The sequence below is a fragment of the Pseudomonas sp. N-137 genome, from assembly GCF_034555295.1.
Classification (GTDB): Bacteria; Pseudomonadota; Gammaproteobacteria; order Pseudomonadales; family Pseudomonadaceae; genus Aquipseudomonas; species Aquipseudomonas rhizophila.
In genome coordinates this window covers 132,596-147,975 of record NZ_JAXUDQ010000008.1, presented here as the reverse complement: position 1 = coordinate 147,975, position 15,380 = coordinate 132,596, and the positions used below count along the sequence as shown (strand labels likewise).

Annotated in this window: 10 protein-coding genes; 1 reads left to right on the top strand and 9 read right to left on the bottom strand. The window is 60.2% G+C overall.

Features of this window, described 5'->3' with window-relative positions; translation table 11 throughout:
* Positions 1-167 precede the first annotated feature (167 nt).
* Positions 168-2,885: an RHS repeat-associated core domain-containing protein gene (locus T3A99_RS08455; RefSeq protein WP_322834216.1), complete on the top strand. Its 2,718-nt coding sequence runs from the start codon at positions 168-170 to the stop codon at positions 2,883-2,885.
* An 83-nt stretch (positions 2,886-2,968) separates the two neighbouring features.
* Here T3A99_RS08455 and T3A99_RS08450 read toward each other — a convergent pair whose 3' ends face one another.
* The 9 genes from T3A99_RS08450 to algK form a co-directional block, all read right to left on the bottom strand.
* Positions 2,969-4,420, bottom strand: coding sequence for a mannose-1-phosphate guanylyltransferase/mannose-6-phosphate isomerase (locus T3A99_RS08450; RefSeq protein WP_047228836.1), 1,452 nt, complete (start codon positions 4,418-4,420; stop codon positions 2,969-2,971).
* A gap of 151 nt (positions 4,421-4,571) precedes the next feature.
* The gene (locus tag T3A99_RS08445; protein ID WP_047228837.1) at positions 4,572-5,240 is read right to left on the bottom strand and encodes an alginate O-acetyltransferase AlgF; all 669 of its coding nucleotides are present in this window, start codon (positions 5,238-5,240) and stop codon (positions 4,572-4,574) included.
* A gap of 14 nt (positions 5,241-5,254) precedes the next feature.
* Positions 5,255-6,430: an alginate O-acetyltransferase gene (locus tag T3A99_RS08440; RefSeq protein ID WP_107321917.1), complete on the bottom strand. Its 1,176-nt coding sequence runs from the start codon at positions 6,428-6,430 to the stop codon at positions 5,255-5,257.
* Positions 6,431-6,441: 11 nt separating this feature from the next.
* Positions 6,442-8,007: an MBOAT family O-acyltransferase gene (locus tag T3A99_RS08435; RefSeq protein WP_047228839.1), complete on the bottom strand. Its 1,566-nt coding sequence runs from the start codon at positions 8,005-8,007 to the stop codon at positions 6,442-6,444.
* A gap of 132 nt (positions 8,008-8,139) precedes the next feature.
* Positions 8,140-9,264, bottom strand: a complete 1,125-nt coding sequence (locus T3A99_RS08430) for a mannuronate-specific alginate lyase (RefSeq protein ID WP_139049262.1) — start codon at positions 9,262-9,264, stop codon at positions 8,140-8,142.
* Positions 9,265-9,287: 23 nt separating this feature from the next.
* Positions 9,288-10,739, bottom strand: coding sequence for an alginate O-acetyltransferase (locus T3A99_RS08425; RefSeq protein ID WP_139049195.1), 1,452 nt, complete (start codon positions 10,737-10,739; stop codon positions 9,288-9,290).
* Positions 10,740-10,750: 11 nt separating this feature from the next.
* Positions 10,751-12,343 carry a mannuronan 5-epimerase AlgG gene (algG, locus tag T3A99_RS08420; protein WP_322834215.1) on the bottom strand — a complete coding sequence of 531 codons (1,593 nt, stop codon included), beginning with the start codon at positions 12,341-12,343 and terminating at the stop codon, positions 10,751-10,753.
* A 26-nt stretch (positions 12,344-12,369) separates the two neighbouring features.
* Complete coding sequence (locus T3A99_RS08415; RefSeq protein ID WP_047228909.1) at positions 12,370-13,854, bottom strand: alginate export family protein; 1,485 nt, start codon at positions 13,852-13,854, stop codon at positions 12,370-12,372.
* 5 nt (positions 13,855-13,859) lie between these two features.
* The gene (gene algK, locus T3A99_RS08410) at positions 13,860-15,371 is read right to left on the bottom strand and encodes an alginate biosynthesis TPR repeat lipoprotein AlgK (protein ID WP_322834214.1); all 1,512 of its coding nucleotides are present in this window, start codon (positions 15,369-15,371) and stop codon (positions 13,860-13,862) included.
* Positions 15,372-15,380 lie beyond the last annotated feature (9 nt).

Genomic DNA, 15,380 nt, shown 5'->3' with positions numbered 1-15,380 from the left:
AGCCTCCGTTACCGTCACACCATCCTACCGGAGGGGGCGGGCCGTGGGTATTCATCCGTCTCGGGCCGTCGGTCGCCGCTGTCATATCTGACAGTAGGCAAGGGTTGTCTGCCCTTGTTAGATGCCGTTTACGACGCTGCGGTGCTACGACCAAGAGGTCTGATTAGATGGGCATGGATCAGAGAACCCCGAGGCTGATGGCCTTTGACCCAAGGAATTTACCGGTTCGTTCGGTCGACTATTGGCGCAACATCGAGAACGGGCCCACGCAAGAGCGCGTCACTCGCAGCCTTTTCGATGCCGCCGGTCGTTTGGCAAAACAGTGGGATCCTCGATTGTGGCGCTTGCAACAAGACGATCAGTCGGCGCCGGCCAACCTTACGACGGTTTATTCGCTGTCCGCTGCCGCGCTGCGTACCGATAGCGTCGATGCGGGCAGGCAGATCGATCTGCCTGGGCTCGCCGGCGAGGGTTTGCGGGCGTGGGACGGTCGGGGCACGCATCGCGAGGTGGGCTACGACGACCTGCTCCGTCCCGTGGTGGTGCTCGAACAAGGCGCCGGGCAACTGCGTCGGTGCATGGAGCGGTTGAAGTACGGTTCCCCGGGCCGGGGCGATCGCGACCATAACCAGTACGGGCAGTTGATCCGTCACGATGACCCGGCGGGTAGCGTGCTGCTGGAGTCGTTTTCCCTCACCGCGCAAAACCTTGTCCAGAACCGTCGCTTCATCCTTGATGCCGTCACTCCCGACTGGCCGGAGCCGGAAGCCGAGCGCGAAACACTGCTCGAGCCCGGCGAGGGCGCCCGGTCAACCTGGTGCCTTGGCCCCCAGGGCGACGTGCTGGAGCAAATGGATGCCCTGGGCCATCGACAAAGCAAGAGACTGACCCGCGATGGCCGGTTGCATGAAAATCACTTGTTATTAAACGGGCAGGACACATGGCAGCCGCTGGTCAGGGATATCCGTTACAGCGCCGAGGGGCAAATAGAGCAAGAAACGGCCGGGAACGGCGTGCAGACCACACTTCGATACAGTCCCGATGATGGCCGGTTGATGGAACGCCACGCCAGGTGCGCGGAACAGGTGCTGCAAGACCTGTTCTACACATATGACCCCATGGGTAACGTGCTGAGTATCGAGGACAAGGCTCTGCCGGTGCGCTACTTCGCCAATCAGCGTATCAACCCGATCAGTCGTTTTATCTACGACAGTCTCTACCAATTGCTTGAAGCCAACGGCTGGGAGGCGGGCGCTGCCAATCAGGGACCGGAGTCCGTTGGTCGCGTCGACCCGGCGGCGGTGAGCAACTACCGGCAGACCTATCGCTACGACGAAAGCGGCAACCTGCTGGAGCTGACCCATGTCGGCGCTCAGAATCATGGCCGCCAGTTGCAAGCGGCCCGCTACAGCAATCGTTGTTTGCCGTACCGCAACGGCGTGCCCCCAACGGAAGATGAAATCTGCGCCGCGTTCGATGCGCGGGGCAATTGTCTGGAACAGGACGAGGGGCGTTTCCTGGCTTGGGATCTGCGCAACCAGTTGAGTTCGGTCACCCCCATCGAACGCGCCTCAAGGCTTAACGACGGTGAGATTTATGTTTACGACGGCAGCGGTCTGCGCGTTCGCAAATTGCGCACTCTGCAAGCCGGTGCCCGGACGCTGACCGCCGAGGTGCGTTATTTGCCTGGGCTGGAACTGCGTGCCGACAGCGGCACTGGGGAGTCTCTCCAGGTCATCATCGTCCAGGGTGGGCTCAACAGTGTGCGGGTATTGCATTGGGAAAGCCCATCACCTGCGGGGGCCAATGACCTCTATCGATACAGTTTTACCGACCAATTGGGTTCGACCAGTCTGGAGCTTGCCCAGGACGGGAGAATCATCAGCCGCGAGCACTTCTATCCTTTCGGCGAGACCGCGTACCTGGCCGGGGAAGATGTGATCGAGGTCAGTTACAAGACGGTTCGTTACTCGGGCAAGGAGCGGGATGCAACAGGGTTCTATTACTACGGCTATCGGTACTACATGCCCGGTCTGCAGCGCTGGCTGAATCCGGACCCTGCGGGAGATATCGATGGGCTGAATCTGTACGCGATGGTGAGCAATAACCCGCTGACTTTTCGGGACGCCGACGGGCTCAACAAGACTGGCAAGTACGAAATAGAAGTGGGCGTAAAAAACCGACTGAAGCTCACAGCGGCAGCGCTTACGAGCAGGGTTGGCGTGTTCAAGGAAGCCACAGGAAAGTTCAGCGATGTGAATGACTTCAAAGTGGTGGAGGTCGGTGCATTCAATGACTATCTGGTGGGAGGGGATGAGGTCAAACAGAATCTACAACGCTACAAGCAACGCTATAAAGCCCTCTCCAGCGAAACATCGAGTTCGAAGGTCGTTGGGCAACCTTCAAACTTCGGTCTGGGGGCAAGCATTTCCAGTTACATGTTGCGCAGTGCCAATGATGTATTCGTGGACGAGCCGATCGATCCGGACGCGTTGAACAGGCACCCTGATTTCGTCGTTGAGCGGCGCTTTTTCGCGGTCATGAAAAAATCCGACAAGTTGAAACCACCTGAAGAGCGACAGATTTATGGTCTGGCCGAATTGAACGCGTTTACAACGAAGGGAAAAACCGAAGTGGATGTTGTGCAAGTGGTCGTCCACCCTGAAACCCAGGATGGCGGGACCTTGAAGAAAGAGGCGTTGGCGCAGGCCACCTCAGTGGCGCGACTGCCGATCCTGAAGGGGGTGGGTACATTCTTGACGGTGCATGCAATCAAGGCCATTTCGAAGGGCGCGGACATCAGAAAAATCAGAACGGACGCGGTCAATCCGCGCTCGGCCAGGATTGCCGAAAAGTTTGATGCCAAGCGAGTGGTCAATCAATAAAAAAGCCCCCACCCAACCCACTGCGGATAGGGGACGCAGTGGGCTGGACGGGGGCTTCTTGTTCTGCTGATCGTTGCTGATCGTTATTGGGCGATGGTTTTCACCGACACGCCGCGTTCGACCGGGGTGGAGCGACCGTAGATGTCTTCGAAGCGTTCGATATCGTCTTCGCCCAGGTAGCTGCCGGACTGCACTTCGATGATTTCCAGCGGGATCTTGCCCGGGTTGCGCAGGCGATGAACCGAGGCGATCGGGATGTAGGTCGACTGGTTTTCGCAGAGCAGGAACACGTTCTCGTCGCAGGTCACTTCAGCGGTGCCGCTGACCACGATCCAATGTTCGGCGCGGTGGTGGTGCATCTGCAGCGACAGGCATGCGCCCGGCTTGACCGAGATGTGCTTGACCTGGAAACGACCGCCCATGTCCACCGAGTCATAGGAACCCCATGGACGATAGACCTCGCAGTGGTTCTGGGTTTCGGTGCGGCCCTGGGCGTTGAGGGTGTTGACCATTTGCTTGACGCCTTGGACCTTGTCCTTGTGGGCGATCATCATGGCGTCCTTGGTTTCGACCACCACGATGTTGTCCAGGCCGATCACCGACACCAGCTTGCCATTGCCGTGGATCATGCAGTTGCGGCTGTCCTGGACGACGACGTCGCCCTTGGTGACGTTGCCGTTGGCATCCTTGGCGTTGACTTCCCACAGCGACGACCAGCAGCCGACATCGCTCCAGCCGGCCGACAGTGGCACCACGCAGGCGCGCTGGGTCTTTTCCATCACCGCGTAGTCGATGGAGTTGTCCGGGCAGCAGGCGAAAGTGGCTTCGTCAAAGGTGATGGTATCGGCCGTCTGTTCGCTGCGCTCCAGGGTCAGCAGGCAGGTGTCGTAGATGTCCGGATCGTGTTTTTTCAGCTCTTCGAGGAAACGGCTGGCGCGGAACAGGAACATGCCGCTGTTCCAGAAGTAACCACCGGCTTCGACGAACTCGGTAGCGCGCTTGACGTCGGGTTTTTCGACGAAGTGCGAAACGCGGCTCACCCCTTCAGGCAGCAGGGCATCGTTGGTCGACTTGATGTAGCCATAACCGGTTTCCGGTTTGGTGGCCGGTACGCCGAACAGCACCATTTCGCCACGCTCGGCGGCCACGGTGGCCAGGGCCAACGCACGTTGCAGGGCTTTCTGGTCTTCCAGCACGTGGTCGGCTGGCAGGACCAGCATCAGCTCGTCGCGGCCTTCATTGACCAGCATCATCGCCGTCAGGGCCACGGCCGGCGCGGTGTTGCGCCCGAACGGTTCCATCAGGATGCGCTGGGCTTCCAGCTTGCGGTTGGTCAACTGCTCGTTGACGATGAACCGGTGGTCTTTGTTGCAGACCACGATCGGGGTGTCCATGCCTTCGAACACCAGGCGCTCGAGGGTCTGCTGGAACAGGGTATGTTCGCCGGTCAGGGCCAGGAACTGTTTAGGGAATTGCTTGCGCGAAAGCGGCCAAAGACGTGAGCCGCTACCACCTGACAAGATCACCGGAATCATGTTTGTTACTCCTACAAATCGAAATGGTTTTTAGAGCTACTGCGTTCTGTCGTTTCACTCTCTTGTTGTTGTTCCTGCGGCAGTGGCAAGCCTTGAGCTTCAAGCTGCAAGCAAAAGCTTGCCGCTTGAAGCTGGAAACTTGCCGCTGCTCTTATCGGGTCGACACCGGGCGTTTTACCCACACTGGCGACAGGCTGCTGCCGGAGCCGGTGACGTACAGCACGGCCGCTTCGCCGCGTTCCAGGGCCACGGGCTTGAGGTCGCCGACTTTCTTGTCGCCGTCGAACAGCGCCAGGCTCACTTTCACCGGGTTGATTTCACGCTCGCCACGGCTCTTGGCCGCTACGGTCTTGACCACTTCGGTCTTGCCGTCGGCGGTCTTGAGGGTCAGCGGCTTGTCGCTAAGGTTCTGCACGCGAACCAGGGATTTCTGCTTGTTCTTGAATGGCGGTTCTTCGATCAACTGAGGCTGGCCGCTGGCGTTGTTGACCAGGGTGTAATAGTGATCGGGAGCCAGTTTTACCGGGACGGTCTGGCTGCCGACCTTGGCACTGTAGTCGCCGCCAGGCATGAAGCTGAAGTCGGTGCTGGCCAGTGGTGCTACGTCGCTCAGGTTGGTGCTGCCGACGGTGGCGCTGACTTCGGCGTTGCTGGCGTTGTATATCCGCACGAAGCTCGACCCTTTTGGCGCAACCGGGCCATACAGGGCCGAGTCACCTCCGGCAAAGGCGGACAGTGAAAGGGCGCTCATGCTGGCAACCAGGGCAACGGCCTTGAGGGAGCGAGCGGCGAGACGGCGAGGAGTTGTAGTGAAAGTCATGGTGGACCTCTCTTTCAGTTTTGCGCCCGGTCGGGCGTCTCGGATGGGGTGTTGGCGGCTACGTTCTGTTGGCGTGCGCCGGCTTGCTTGAGTTCTGCGACCCACTGCGGGTCGGCGTCACCGATTTCGTTGTTCACAGGCAGATAACGTTCAGGAAACTCCCAGATCAGTACCTGGGGCGGGCTGTTCTTGAAGGCGTCGCTCTTGAGGTAGCTGAGCATCGGCAGAATCGGGCCATGGCCGTCTTCGGCGTAGTTCACGACGTCGCTGTTCAGGGCCTGCTTGAGGGCACCGACGAAGTTCCAGGTGGGGTTGGCGCTGTAGCTGGTGCCGATCAGCGCCACCGGCACTTGGGCATCGGCAAACAGCGCGTCGCCTTCGGCCGGCTGATCGTCGGCTTCACGGGTGGTGCGCTTGACCAGCGGCTCCTGGGCTGGCATCAGGTTTTCGAACAGCGGGTCCAGAGGCAGGAACTGACGCAGGTCGCCCTTGTGGATGATTTTTTCCGCTGGCGTTGTCACGAAACGTTGTGGCTCGCCGTTGAGTGGGGTGCGCTCGGCAATCGTCTTCGCCAGCATCTCGGCGGCGACCTGCGCGCCTTCGGGAGTCCAGTGGGTGTCGGTGCGCAGGAACACTTGTTGGCCGTTTTGCTTGGCCTGTTGCATCGGGCCGAGCAGGTCAGGGGCCAGGATCTTGTCTGCCGCCACACGGGCATGGAAATCCTGATAGAGGTTGGCGTGAATGCTGGACGGCTTCACTTCACCCAAGTGTTCCGGGTAGAGGCGCGCCTTGGCTGGCACGATCGCCATCACCAGGGTAATGCCCTGTTCCTTGAGCTTCTGGCGCACGCCTTCGACCAGCGCGTAGTTGCCTTGCAGGTTTTGCTCTTCGTTGACGATCGGATTGAACTCTTCGTCGCTGTACAGCCACTGATCGCGACCCAGGACCACGCCTTTGCGGCCCTCGTTGAACAGCTTGTAGTCCAGTGCCGCCCAGATGTTGGTGCCCAGGCGCTTGATCGGGAACTCGTCGTCGTAGTGCGTCTCGACGGCTTTGCTCCAACGACCGTTGAGCACGGTCGCATCAGGGTTGGTGCTGAAGCCGAAGAAGCTGCGCACCGACCACAGGCCCAGGACCGTCAAGGTCAGCAGGAACAGTGCGATGTAGAAGATGCGTAATGAGCGGGTCATGTTCAGATCCCTCAGAACTGGAAGTAAAGGAACGGCGAGAAGCTTTGCGCCGAGAGTTTGAGAATCGAGGCGATGAACAGCACCAGCACCAGCGTGCGCATCACGTAGCGCGGCCAGTCAGCGACCCAGTACGCCGGTTGCACCTGGGCTTCGACGCCCACGGTGTAGCCCGGTTGATGAATGCTCGACGGGTTGTCGCCCGGTACAGCCTTGATCAGTCCCGGTTGTGCAGTGGCCGGGCCATCGGCCTCGGTGTTCACTTCAGGCTTGGTCTTGACCGGTGGACGATTGGTGTAGAGATCGCGCAGGCCAAAGAAGGCGAGGGTGGCGTAGGCCACCGCCAGCGTGGCGATTTGCAGGCCGGTGAGGTTGGCACGGGTCAGTTCCGACAGCGACAAGTCACCGAAGCTGAACATGGCGCCATACATGCGGCCGGCCACATGCAGGTTCTCGGCACGGAAGATCACCCAGCCCATCACCACCAGCAGGAACGTCAGTGCCCAACGGATCGGATTGATGCTGCGTGGCGTGGTGTTGATACCCACCGCTTTTTCGATGGCCAGCCACATACCGTGCCAGGCACCCCAGATCACGTAGGTGATGTTCGCGCCGTGCCACAGACCACCGAGCAGCATGGTCAGGAACAGGTTGCGATAGGTCATCAGCGTGCCTTTGCGATTGCCGCCCAGGGTGATGTAGAGGTAATCGCGCAGCCAGGTCGACAGGCTGATGTGCCAGCGCCGCCAGAACTCGGTAATCGACTGGCTGATGTAGGGCTGCTTGAAGTTCTCCATGAAACGGAAGCCCATCATCAAGCCCAGGCCGATGGCCATGTCGCTGTAGCCGGAGAAGTCGAAGTACAGTTGTGCGGTGTAGGCCAGGGCGCCGAGCCAGGCATCGCCCGTGGTCGGGTTCTCCAGGGCAAAGCAATGATCGGCCACCACCGCCAGGGTGTCGGCGATGAACACCTTCTTGATGAAGCCCTGCATGAAGCGCGTGCAGCCTTCGGAGAACTTGTCCAGGGTGTGGGTGCGGTTGTTGAACTGATCGGCCAGGTCGCGGAAACGCAACACGGGGCCGGCGATCAGGTGCGGGAAGATCGCCACGAACGCTGCGAAGTCGATCAGGTTGTGAGTTGCCGGGGTATCACCGCGATACACGTCGATGATGTAGCTGATGGACTCGAAGATGTAGAACGAGATCCCGATCGGCAACAACACGTGGGTCAGGATGAACGGATTGAGACCGAAGCCGGTAATGATCGCGTTGAGGCTGTCCACACCGAAGTTGGCGTACTTGAAGTAGCCCAGGATGCACAGATCCACACCCACGCCGAGCAACAGCCAGCGCTGGGCCGGTTTGGTGCGCACGCCGGCGGCGCCGACTTTCAGGCCGATCCAATAGTTCCACAGGGTGACGCCGGCGAACAGCGCAAGGAAGTCCACGCGCCACCAGGCATAGAACACATAGCTGGCCAGCAATAACAGCAGGTTGCGATAGCGTTGCCCGCTCAAGTAGTACAAGCCGAGAAAGATCGGCAAGAACAGGAACAGGAACACATTGGATGAAAATACCATCCCGATCTCTCCATGTTGAATCAACAGTCAAGGGCCAGAGCCCCCCCAAACCCCCCCATGAAAACCGGGAGGTTTTATTACATTTCAGACGTTTTGCTCCCACAGCTCCCCTGCCAGGCAGGGGATACGGCATCAGCTACCTTTTTCGCCTTTTTCCCATGACGGGTCGTACACCTTGGTCAAGTCCCCGCCGAGGCGGAACGTCTTGAACGGTTGCATTTCATGCTTGCGTTCCAGCACATCCTCGGGGCAGGTGTAGAGGCTGCAGAACGGTTCCAGCCAGGCGAACTTGGAATCGATTTTCAGATCCTTCATGTCCTGCTCATCGCCGTTCTTGTCTTCGAATATCTCCGGGTCTTTCACCCCGGCCAGCACCTGGTCACCCAGGCGCTTGAGGGCGCCGTTGTTTTCCTGGCGCAGGTCCACGCCGTTGACCTGGGCGAAACTGGCGATCATCGCCAGGGGCGGCAGGGCATAGTTGTGGTAGGACAGGGCTCGTTGCTTGCGCTTGAGTTCGTTGGGCAAGAAGCCCTCGGCGTCGACCTGGTTGGCGCCGACCTTGTATTCCTTGACGGCCCAATCGAACAGGTCGCGGCGGTTGGTCGCCACGGCGGTGGCCATCACCGACCAGGCGGCCCAGTAGGAGTGGTTGTTGATTTTTTTCAGCGGCAGGTTGTCCCAGTCGCTCACCACCTGATCGGCCATCTTGCTGAACCAGCCTTCGATCAGTTGCGCCTGCTCCTGGTGATTGGCCAGTGGGCGAGACTCGGAGAACTTCAGGCGTACGTAGGCCGAAGCCATGCTTCCCAGGGCCCATTTGCGCATGGACTTGCCGGTGTGGTTGAAGTCCTTGGACATCAGCGCATCGGCCTTGGCCCAGGCGGTCAGCCAGTTCAGGGTGCATTCCAGCTGCTCGGGGCGGCCGTCACGCATGAATTGCATCACTTGCTTGCTGACGCCGCGTTCGATCCGGGTGATGTCGGAAGTGGCATCACGGAAGGCTTTTTCCGATTTCACGTTCAGCGTTGCGCGGGCCTTGTCGGAACCCTCGTACTTGCTGCGAAATTGCAGGGCGCCCGTGTAGGGCGTCGGTACTGCCTCGCAGCGCTCGTCAGAGCTGCCCGTCTTGAATTTTTCAATCGGTGCGAAGTAACCCTGGGGCGGGCGTAGCGGGGCCGCGGCCTGCGTCGCGCCGGCGAATATCGCCAGGGTCAGCAGGGACGGCGCCAGCAGCGTTTTCAACGTTCGGGTGCGCATGGTTCTGGTCATGAGACGAGACCTCATTGTCCGATTTGAGCCGTTTGTTGCCCGGCTTGCGGAGATGCGTTGCGTTTGCAGACTTTCGCTTCGATTTGCTGTGGCTCGGCACCGGCTTCAGGTCCCTGGACTTCTACAGCCAGCAGGTTCTGGGAAGCCCAGTCCTCGTCGGTGCGCAATTGGAAGGCGAAACGTCCGTCGGTTTCGGAAGTGTCCGGTTTTTCGATCTTGATATCCTCGTGGCGCCCATTCATGTACCAGAGGGTGGCTTGTAAGGTTTTCACCGACGTATCGGCGAAGCGGATATCGATCTGGTGGCTGCCGTTACGCAGGTCCATGTTCTTGCTGTTGACCATCAATTCGTTCTTGCCGGGCTTGAGGGCAGTCTTGCTGCTCATCAGCGCGGGCTTGCCTTCGCAACCGTTGTTGTCCAGCAACGCCATCATCTGGCGGTAGATGGTTTCCTGGTCGAGGCGATACAGCGGCGAGAATTCCCAGATGAGGATTTTCGGCGGGCTTTTCTGGAATTCTTCGCTGCCCAGGTACTGGATCATCGCGCCTTCCAGACCGCCGCCGGGAAAGGCGACGTTGAGGATGTCAGCGCCGATGGCTTCTTGAAGGAAGCCGGCGAAGTTGTAGTTCTTGCCGCTGTGACTGGTGCCCACGAGGGTGATTTGCGGATCACTGGAGTCGCCGAACAGGTCGCCGTCGCCGGCCTCGCCTTTAGGCTCGGTGGTGAACTGGTCCATGTACTGGACCGCGTAGCTGGTGCCGCACAGCTGGCCGGCCATATTGTGCAGGGTGCCGGTCTTGCCCATGCGGCCGGACTTCTTGGTCTCGAACTCACGCTTGGGAATGTCGGCAAAGGCCGGGATCTGCTTGACCTTCTCGGCCACGATCTTCGCCGTGCGCTGGGCGCCGTACGGGGTCCAGTGCTGGTCGCCACGGAAGTAGAAATCGTGGGCCGGCAGGGTGTCGGGCAGGTTTTCGTTGGTCAACGGCGACAGGTCCGGCACCACATAACCCATCTGCGCGAAACGCCCGAGCATGCTCTTGTAGTTGGTCAGGGCCTTGTCGAAGTCGTAACTGGCCTTTTCCTGAGGGTTGAGTTTGTTGCGGTTCACCAGGCCCCGGGTCGGTTGATACACAAGCACCAGCTCAACGCCTTTTTTCTTGAACGCGTCGTGCAACTGCTGCATGCGCTTGTAGCCGGCCGGGGTGGTATTGAATTCGGTACGCAGGTCTTCCTGGGTACGGAACAGCCAATCGCCCTGGGCCTGTACCAGCGTGGTGAAGTTCTGCTGATAGCGCGTGGTGTAGTTCTTCGCGTCATAAGCAGCCGGGCACAGGTTGCAGCACGGTTCGGCAGTGAACACAGGCGCTGTGGTTTCAGCGGCGCGCGCGCCGCTTGTGGCGGCGAGAATGCCGGCAGTCAGGGCGGACAGGCCCAGAAGTTTGATCATCTGTGGGTTCATAAAGGTCATCCTCAGTCCCGCAATTCAGTCTGGCGTTCGACAGGGTCGATCAGCACGGCTTTCTGCTGGCGCACCAGCAGGTCGAGAATTTCATCCTGGCGCTCGCCCAGGATCCCCGAGAAGCTGATGCCGCTGGATTTGGTCGGCGCGAGCATGGACACGCGGTAGAGCTCAACGCTCAACGGTGAGTCGATGGACAATGGGCCGCTGCCGTTGGCAGCCAGTTCACCACCGACCACGATCAGCGAGACCTGGGCGTCGAACGGGTCGAGCTTGATGTCCCGGTCGGTGTCGGACAGGTCCTTGATGTGGCCGTAAAGACCGGTCAGGCCGTTGGCCATGGACACGTTTTCGTAAAGGCGGATGTTCACGCTGTTACGAATCCGGATGCCGTGGCGCCGGTTGCTGATCACTTTGTTGCCCCACAACAGGTTGTCACCACTCTCGTAAAGCGTGATGCCGTCGGTGTGGTTCTTGTAGATCTCGTTGTAGGCGATCACGTTGTTCACGCTGTTACGGTCGATCACCAGGCCCGAGAGTTTGTTGTCGTAGCTGCGGTTGTTGAAAATGAAGCTGTCGTTGACCTCACGGGAAATAATGATCCCGTGCTTCTTCTTGGTCCCGTAGACGGTGTTGTCGGCGATGATCAGCCGATGGGAACGGTCGTGGGGGTCAATGCCGTAGACGATGTTGTCCTTGTAGGTGTTGCCCTTGACCACAAAGTCGTTGGTTTCGTAGCAATAGAAGCCGTACCACATGTCCGAGAACTCGGAATCGATGATCCAGCCGGTCGGTTCCGGGCGCTTGAGGACCTTGGCCATGTTGGGCGTGTACTGGGAAATACTGACCCCGTACGACTTACTGTTGGCGTAGCCGAAGCTGGCCATTTTGGTATTGACGATGTAAGTCTCGGTGCCGCCCCAGGACAGCAGGAACGGACGGAATTCGTTGGCCGAGCGGAACGTGGCGGGGCCATTGTCCTTTTCGCGCCAGCCGGTGACCTTGGTGTCGCGGATGAACATCTTTCCATCGTTGACCAGGAAGGAGCCGCCCTCTTGGGACAGGCGCAGTTCCTGGGTCTGTTGGTCGATTTCCAGAATGCCTTTTTCACCCACCACAATCGGAATCCTGGCCAGGAAGACACCTGGCGAGGTTTCCCTGAGGTACTGCTTGGGCACTTTCTTGGCCAGGTCCTTGAGGTTCATGTAGCCATCGTCGATGAAGATGGCCTGTGGGATGCCGTGCTGGCGCACCACCCACTCGGCCATCTTGTTGTCACCGCCGATGAAGTCCTTCAAGGCGTTTTCCTGCATCATCCGGCGCACGCTGACCTTGCCGGGCTTGCTGCGCACGATCTTGGCCGCGGCCGCTTCGGCGGTGAAGCCTGTGAGGTCGGGCAGGGTCGGCGCAGCCAGTTCCAGCGGAGCGGTCGGCGCGCTGCTGACGGTGTAGGTCTTGGCCTGCTGCAGTTCCTTGACCACGTTGCCCGGTTTGACCACCGGTTCAACGTTGGCGAACGCCGACGAGCCGGCCAGCAGCATCGCTGCGGCCAACAGGCTGATCGAACCTTTCATCGCCTGGCTGTTCCTGAGGTAGCGGTTCATATCGGGCACTCCCATGGTCATTCGCATCAGAAGCGCCAGATCACGTCGACAAAGGCGCGATGCATGTATGAATCGACCTCTTTGCCGTAGGCGTCGCCAGGCTTGAACACACCGCCACGAAAGCGCACCAGCGCCGACGGCTCGTCGATGGACTGGCTCAGCGCTGCCGGCAGCAGGCCTTGCTTGAAGTACTTGGTGACCACAAGGTCGACTTCCTGGCCCAGGTCCTTGTTACCGTCGCGCAGTGGCAGGGACGAGGTGGACAGGATCGCGCCGGTCACATCGTCGGTGTTGTTTTCCACCGCGTTGATGCCGTTACTGCCCACAGGCTTGTTGCCGTCCACGCGCCAGAACTTGTGGTACACCAGGCTTGCGTCGTATTCGTCACGCAACTGCCAGGAACCGAACAGGCTGGCGCTCTGGGTGTTGGCCATTTCGCCACGGAAGGCTTCACCGAAACGGTGGACCCGCGAGCGGGTACCGGTGTAGTTCGAGCGGTTGCTTTGCAGACCGTTCTGTTCGTAGTCCTCGCTGGCGCGGGCATAGGCCGCACCGACTTGCCACTGCGGATCCAGGCGCAGACGGATGCCCAGGTCGGTGGCCCAGCCATCGACGTCGTCACTGCGCTTGAGTTGCGTGGGGCGCGTGCCATCGGCGTTGAGCGGGTTGACGGTGTCGCGATCGCCGGTCATGCCGGTCAGGCTGGCCCAGTAATTGACGGTGTTGGTGTTACGCCAGTTGTAGGCGTCACTGTTGGCTTCCAGGCCTAGCCAGGACAGGTCACCGTTCTGGGTCTTGTCCAGGGAATCGGTGGCTTCGCCCGGGGTCGGGTAATCGAGGCTGCCATTGTCGTGGGTATGGTGGGCACGGATTCCGGCCCACTGGCCTGGCATCCACTGGTAGCCCACGTCACCGTAGACGTGCAGGCGGTCCTTGTCGTCAGGCGACAATTCCTTGAGGTCGGTGCGGTATTCGCTGAAGCGCTCGGCGACACCCAGGTTGGCCCGCAACAAGGTGGTATCGAAGGTCCAGTTCAGGGCTTCGATGTTGGTGTCGCGCCATTGGCCGTCTTCGTTGCGCAGGCGTTGGCGACCGAATTTCAGCTGTTCGCCCGGGTAAGGGGTCAGGCCCCGATAGCCAATCCAGAATTCGCGCATGGCCAGGTAGTTCTTCTTGACTTCGCGATCACCGCTGTCGGTTTGCGCGGTCGCGTCATCGGACTGTTGCAGGGTGTCGGTCTCGATGGTGTCGGTAGACGTCACGGCCTGGGCCATGGCGTAGGCGCTCCAGGCACCGCGCTCACCGTAGATCCAGGGACGCAGGTCCAGACCGATACCGTTGACGTCGCCGCCGCGCTGGGTGCCGAGGTCGCGATCGTCTTCGGACTGGGCGGTGATTTTCACGTCCAGACCGAAGTTCTGGTCTTCAGTCAGGGCCGCCAGGGTCGGACAGGACCACAGCAGGGCAAACGACAGGCCAATACCGGCCTGCACAAAAGGATTGAGCTTCAAAGGCTTCATAGAGGTTCCTCGCCGTCATCTTCTTTTAGGGCTTGCAGTTCCAGCGTATCGGGGCTCATGGAGCCGCGAATGGCCTGCTCTTGTTGTAGCAGGCGCTGGGCTTGTGCAAGCTGGTTCGGCGGTAATTGGGCTTCGAGGGTCTGGGCAAGCTCGATGGCTTGCGGGGTGTTCTGGGCCTTGGCCAATTGACTGAACACATAGGCATTGACCGGGTCGGGCTTGGTGCCCTTGCCTTGGGAGAACAACTGGGCAATGGCGAAATCGGCGCTGTTCTGGCCGTTGCGGGCGGCCTTGAGCAGATGGTCCAGGGCCTTTTGCGAGTACACCTGGCCCAGGTAACCACGGCGATAGATCTGGCCCAGGTAGTAATCGGCGGCCACTTCGCGGCCAACGGCTTTCTGGAAATGCGCTTCGGCGACCTTGGCGTCAGCCGGCACCCATTTGCCTTCGTAGTACAGCTTGCCCAGCAACAGATCGGCACGTGACTGATCGGCGGCGCGGCCGTTTTCCAGGTACTGCATCATCTTGTCGACGTCACCCAACTCGGGGAAGTCGTAGAGAATCTGCGCCAGGCTGACCCAGGCAGCGGGATAGCCAGGGGCGATACCTTCGAGCAACGACTGTGCGGTTTTTTCGTCGGTCTTGCCCAGGCTCGTATCGGCCAGGACGCGGGCGACGCTGTCCACACGCTGGGCGGAGACGGTGCCACTCTGGTGACCGGCCTGCATTTGCTTGAGCAACTCGGCCTGCTGTTCAGGCTGGCCGCGTTTCTGATAGACCGTGGCCAGTTCGACGTAGCAGATGTCGGTGGTGGCCAATGCCGCCTTGCAGACTTTTTCCACTTCATCCAGATGCTGGTCGTAGGTGCCCTGGGTGCGATAGAGCAGAATCTGCGCCAGGCCCGCTTCCGGGTAACCGGCGCTGCGCCATTGGCTGATCTGCTGCTGAGCGTTGACGTTCGGGAAGCTTTGGGGATATTGCAGGTACAGCATCGCCAGCGGGATCAGGGTGCCGCCCTGACCGTTGGCGAAGGCTTTCTTCAACAGGCCTTCGGCTTCGTGCTTTTCCGCTTCGCTGGAGCCGGGCTTGGCCACCAGCAGGCGGCCCAGGCGAGCCTGGGCCCGTGGCGAGATATCGGCCGCGGCGCGGTAAGTCGCCTCGGCCTTTTTCATCTGCTCGGGGTCGCGGCTGTCCACCTGGATGTCGGCCAGGCCGACCTGGGCTTCGCTGTAGCCCAGGTCTGCCAGTTGCTGATAGTTCTGCTGTGCCAGCGTCGTGTCACCGCGCTTGAGGGCTTCGTTGGCCAGGCGCTGGTCGGGCAGGCCGGCGCAGCCGCTGAGGCCGATTGCCAGCGCCAGCGCACACAACGCATACCCTGTGTGGGAGCGAGCCTGCTCGCGATGCAGGCCGCTCGATACACCAGGCACACCGCTTTGATCCCATCGCGAGCAGGCTCGCGCCCACAGGGTATGCGGCGTCTTGTTGTCTTGTGGAGTCGTCACGAGCATGTCCTCCGC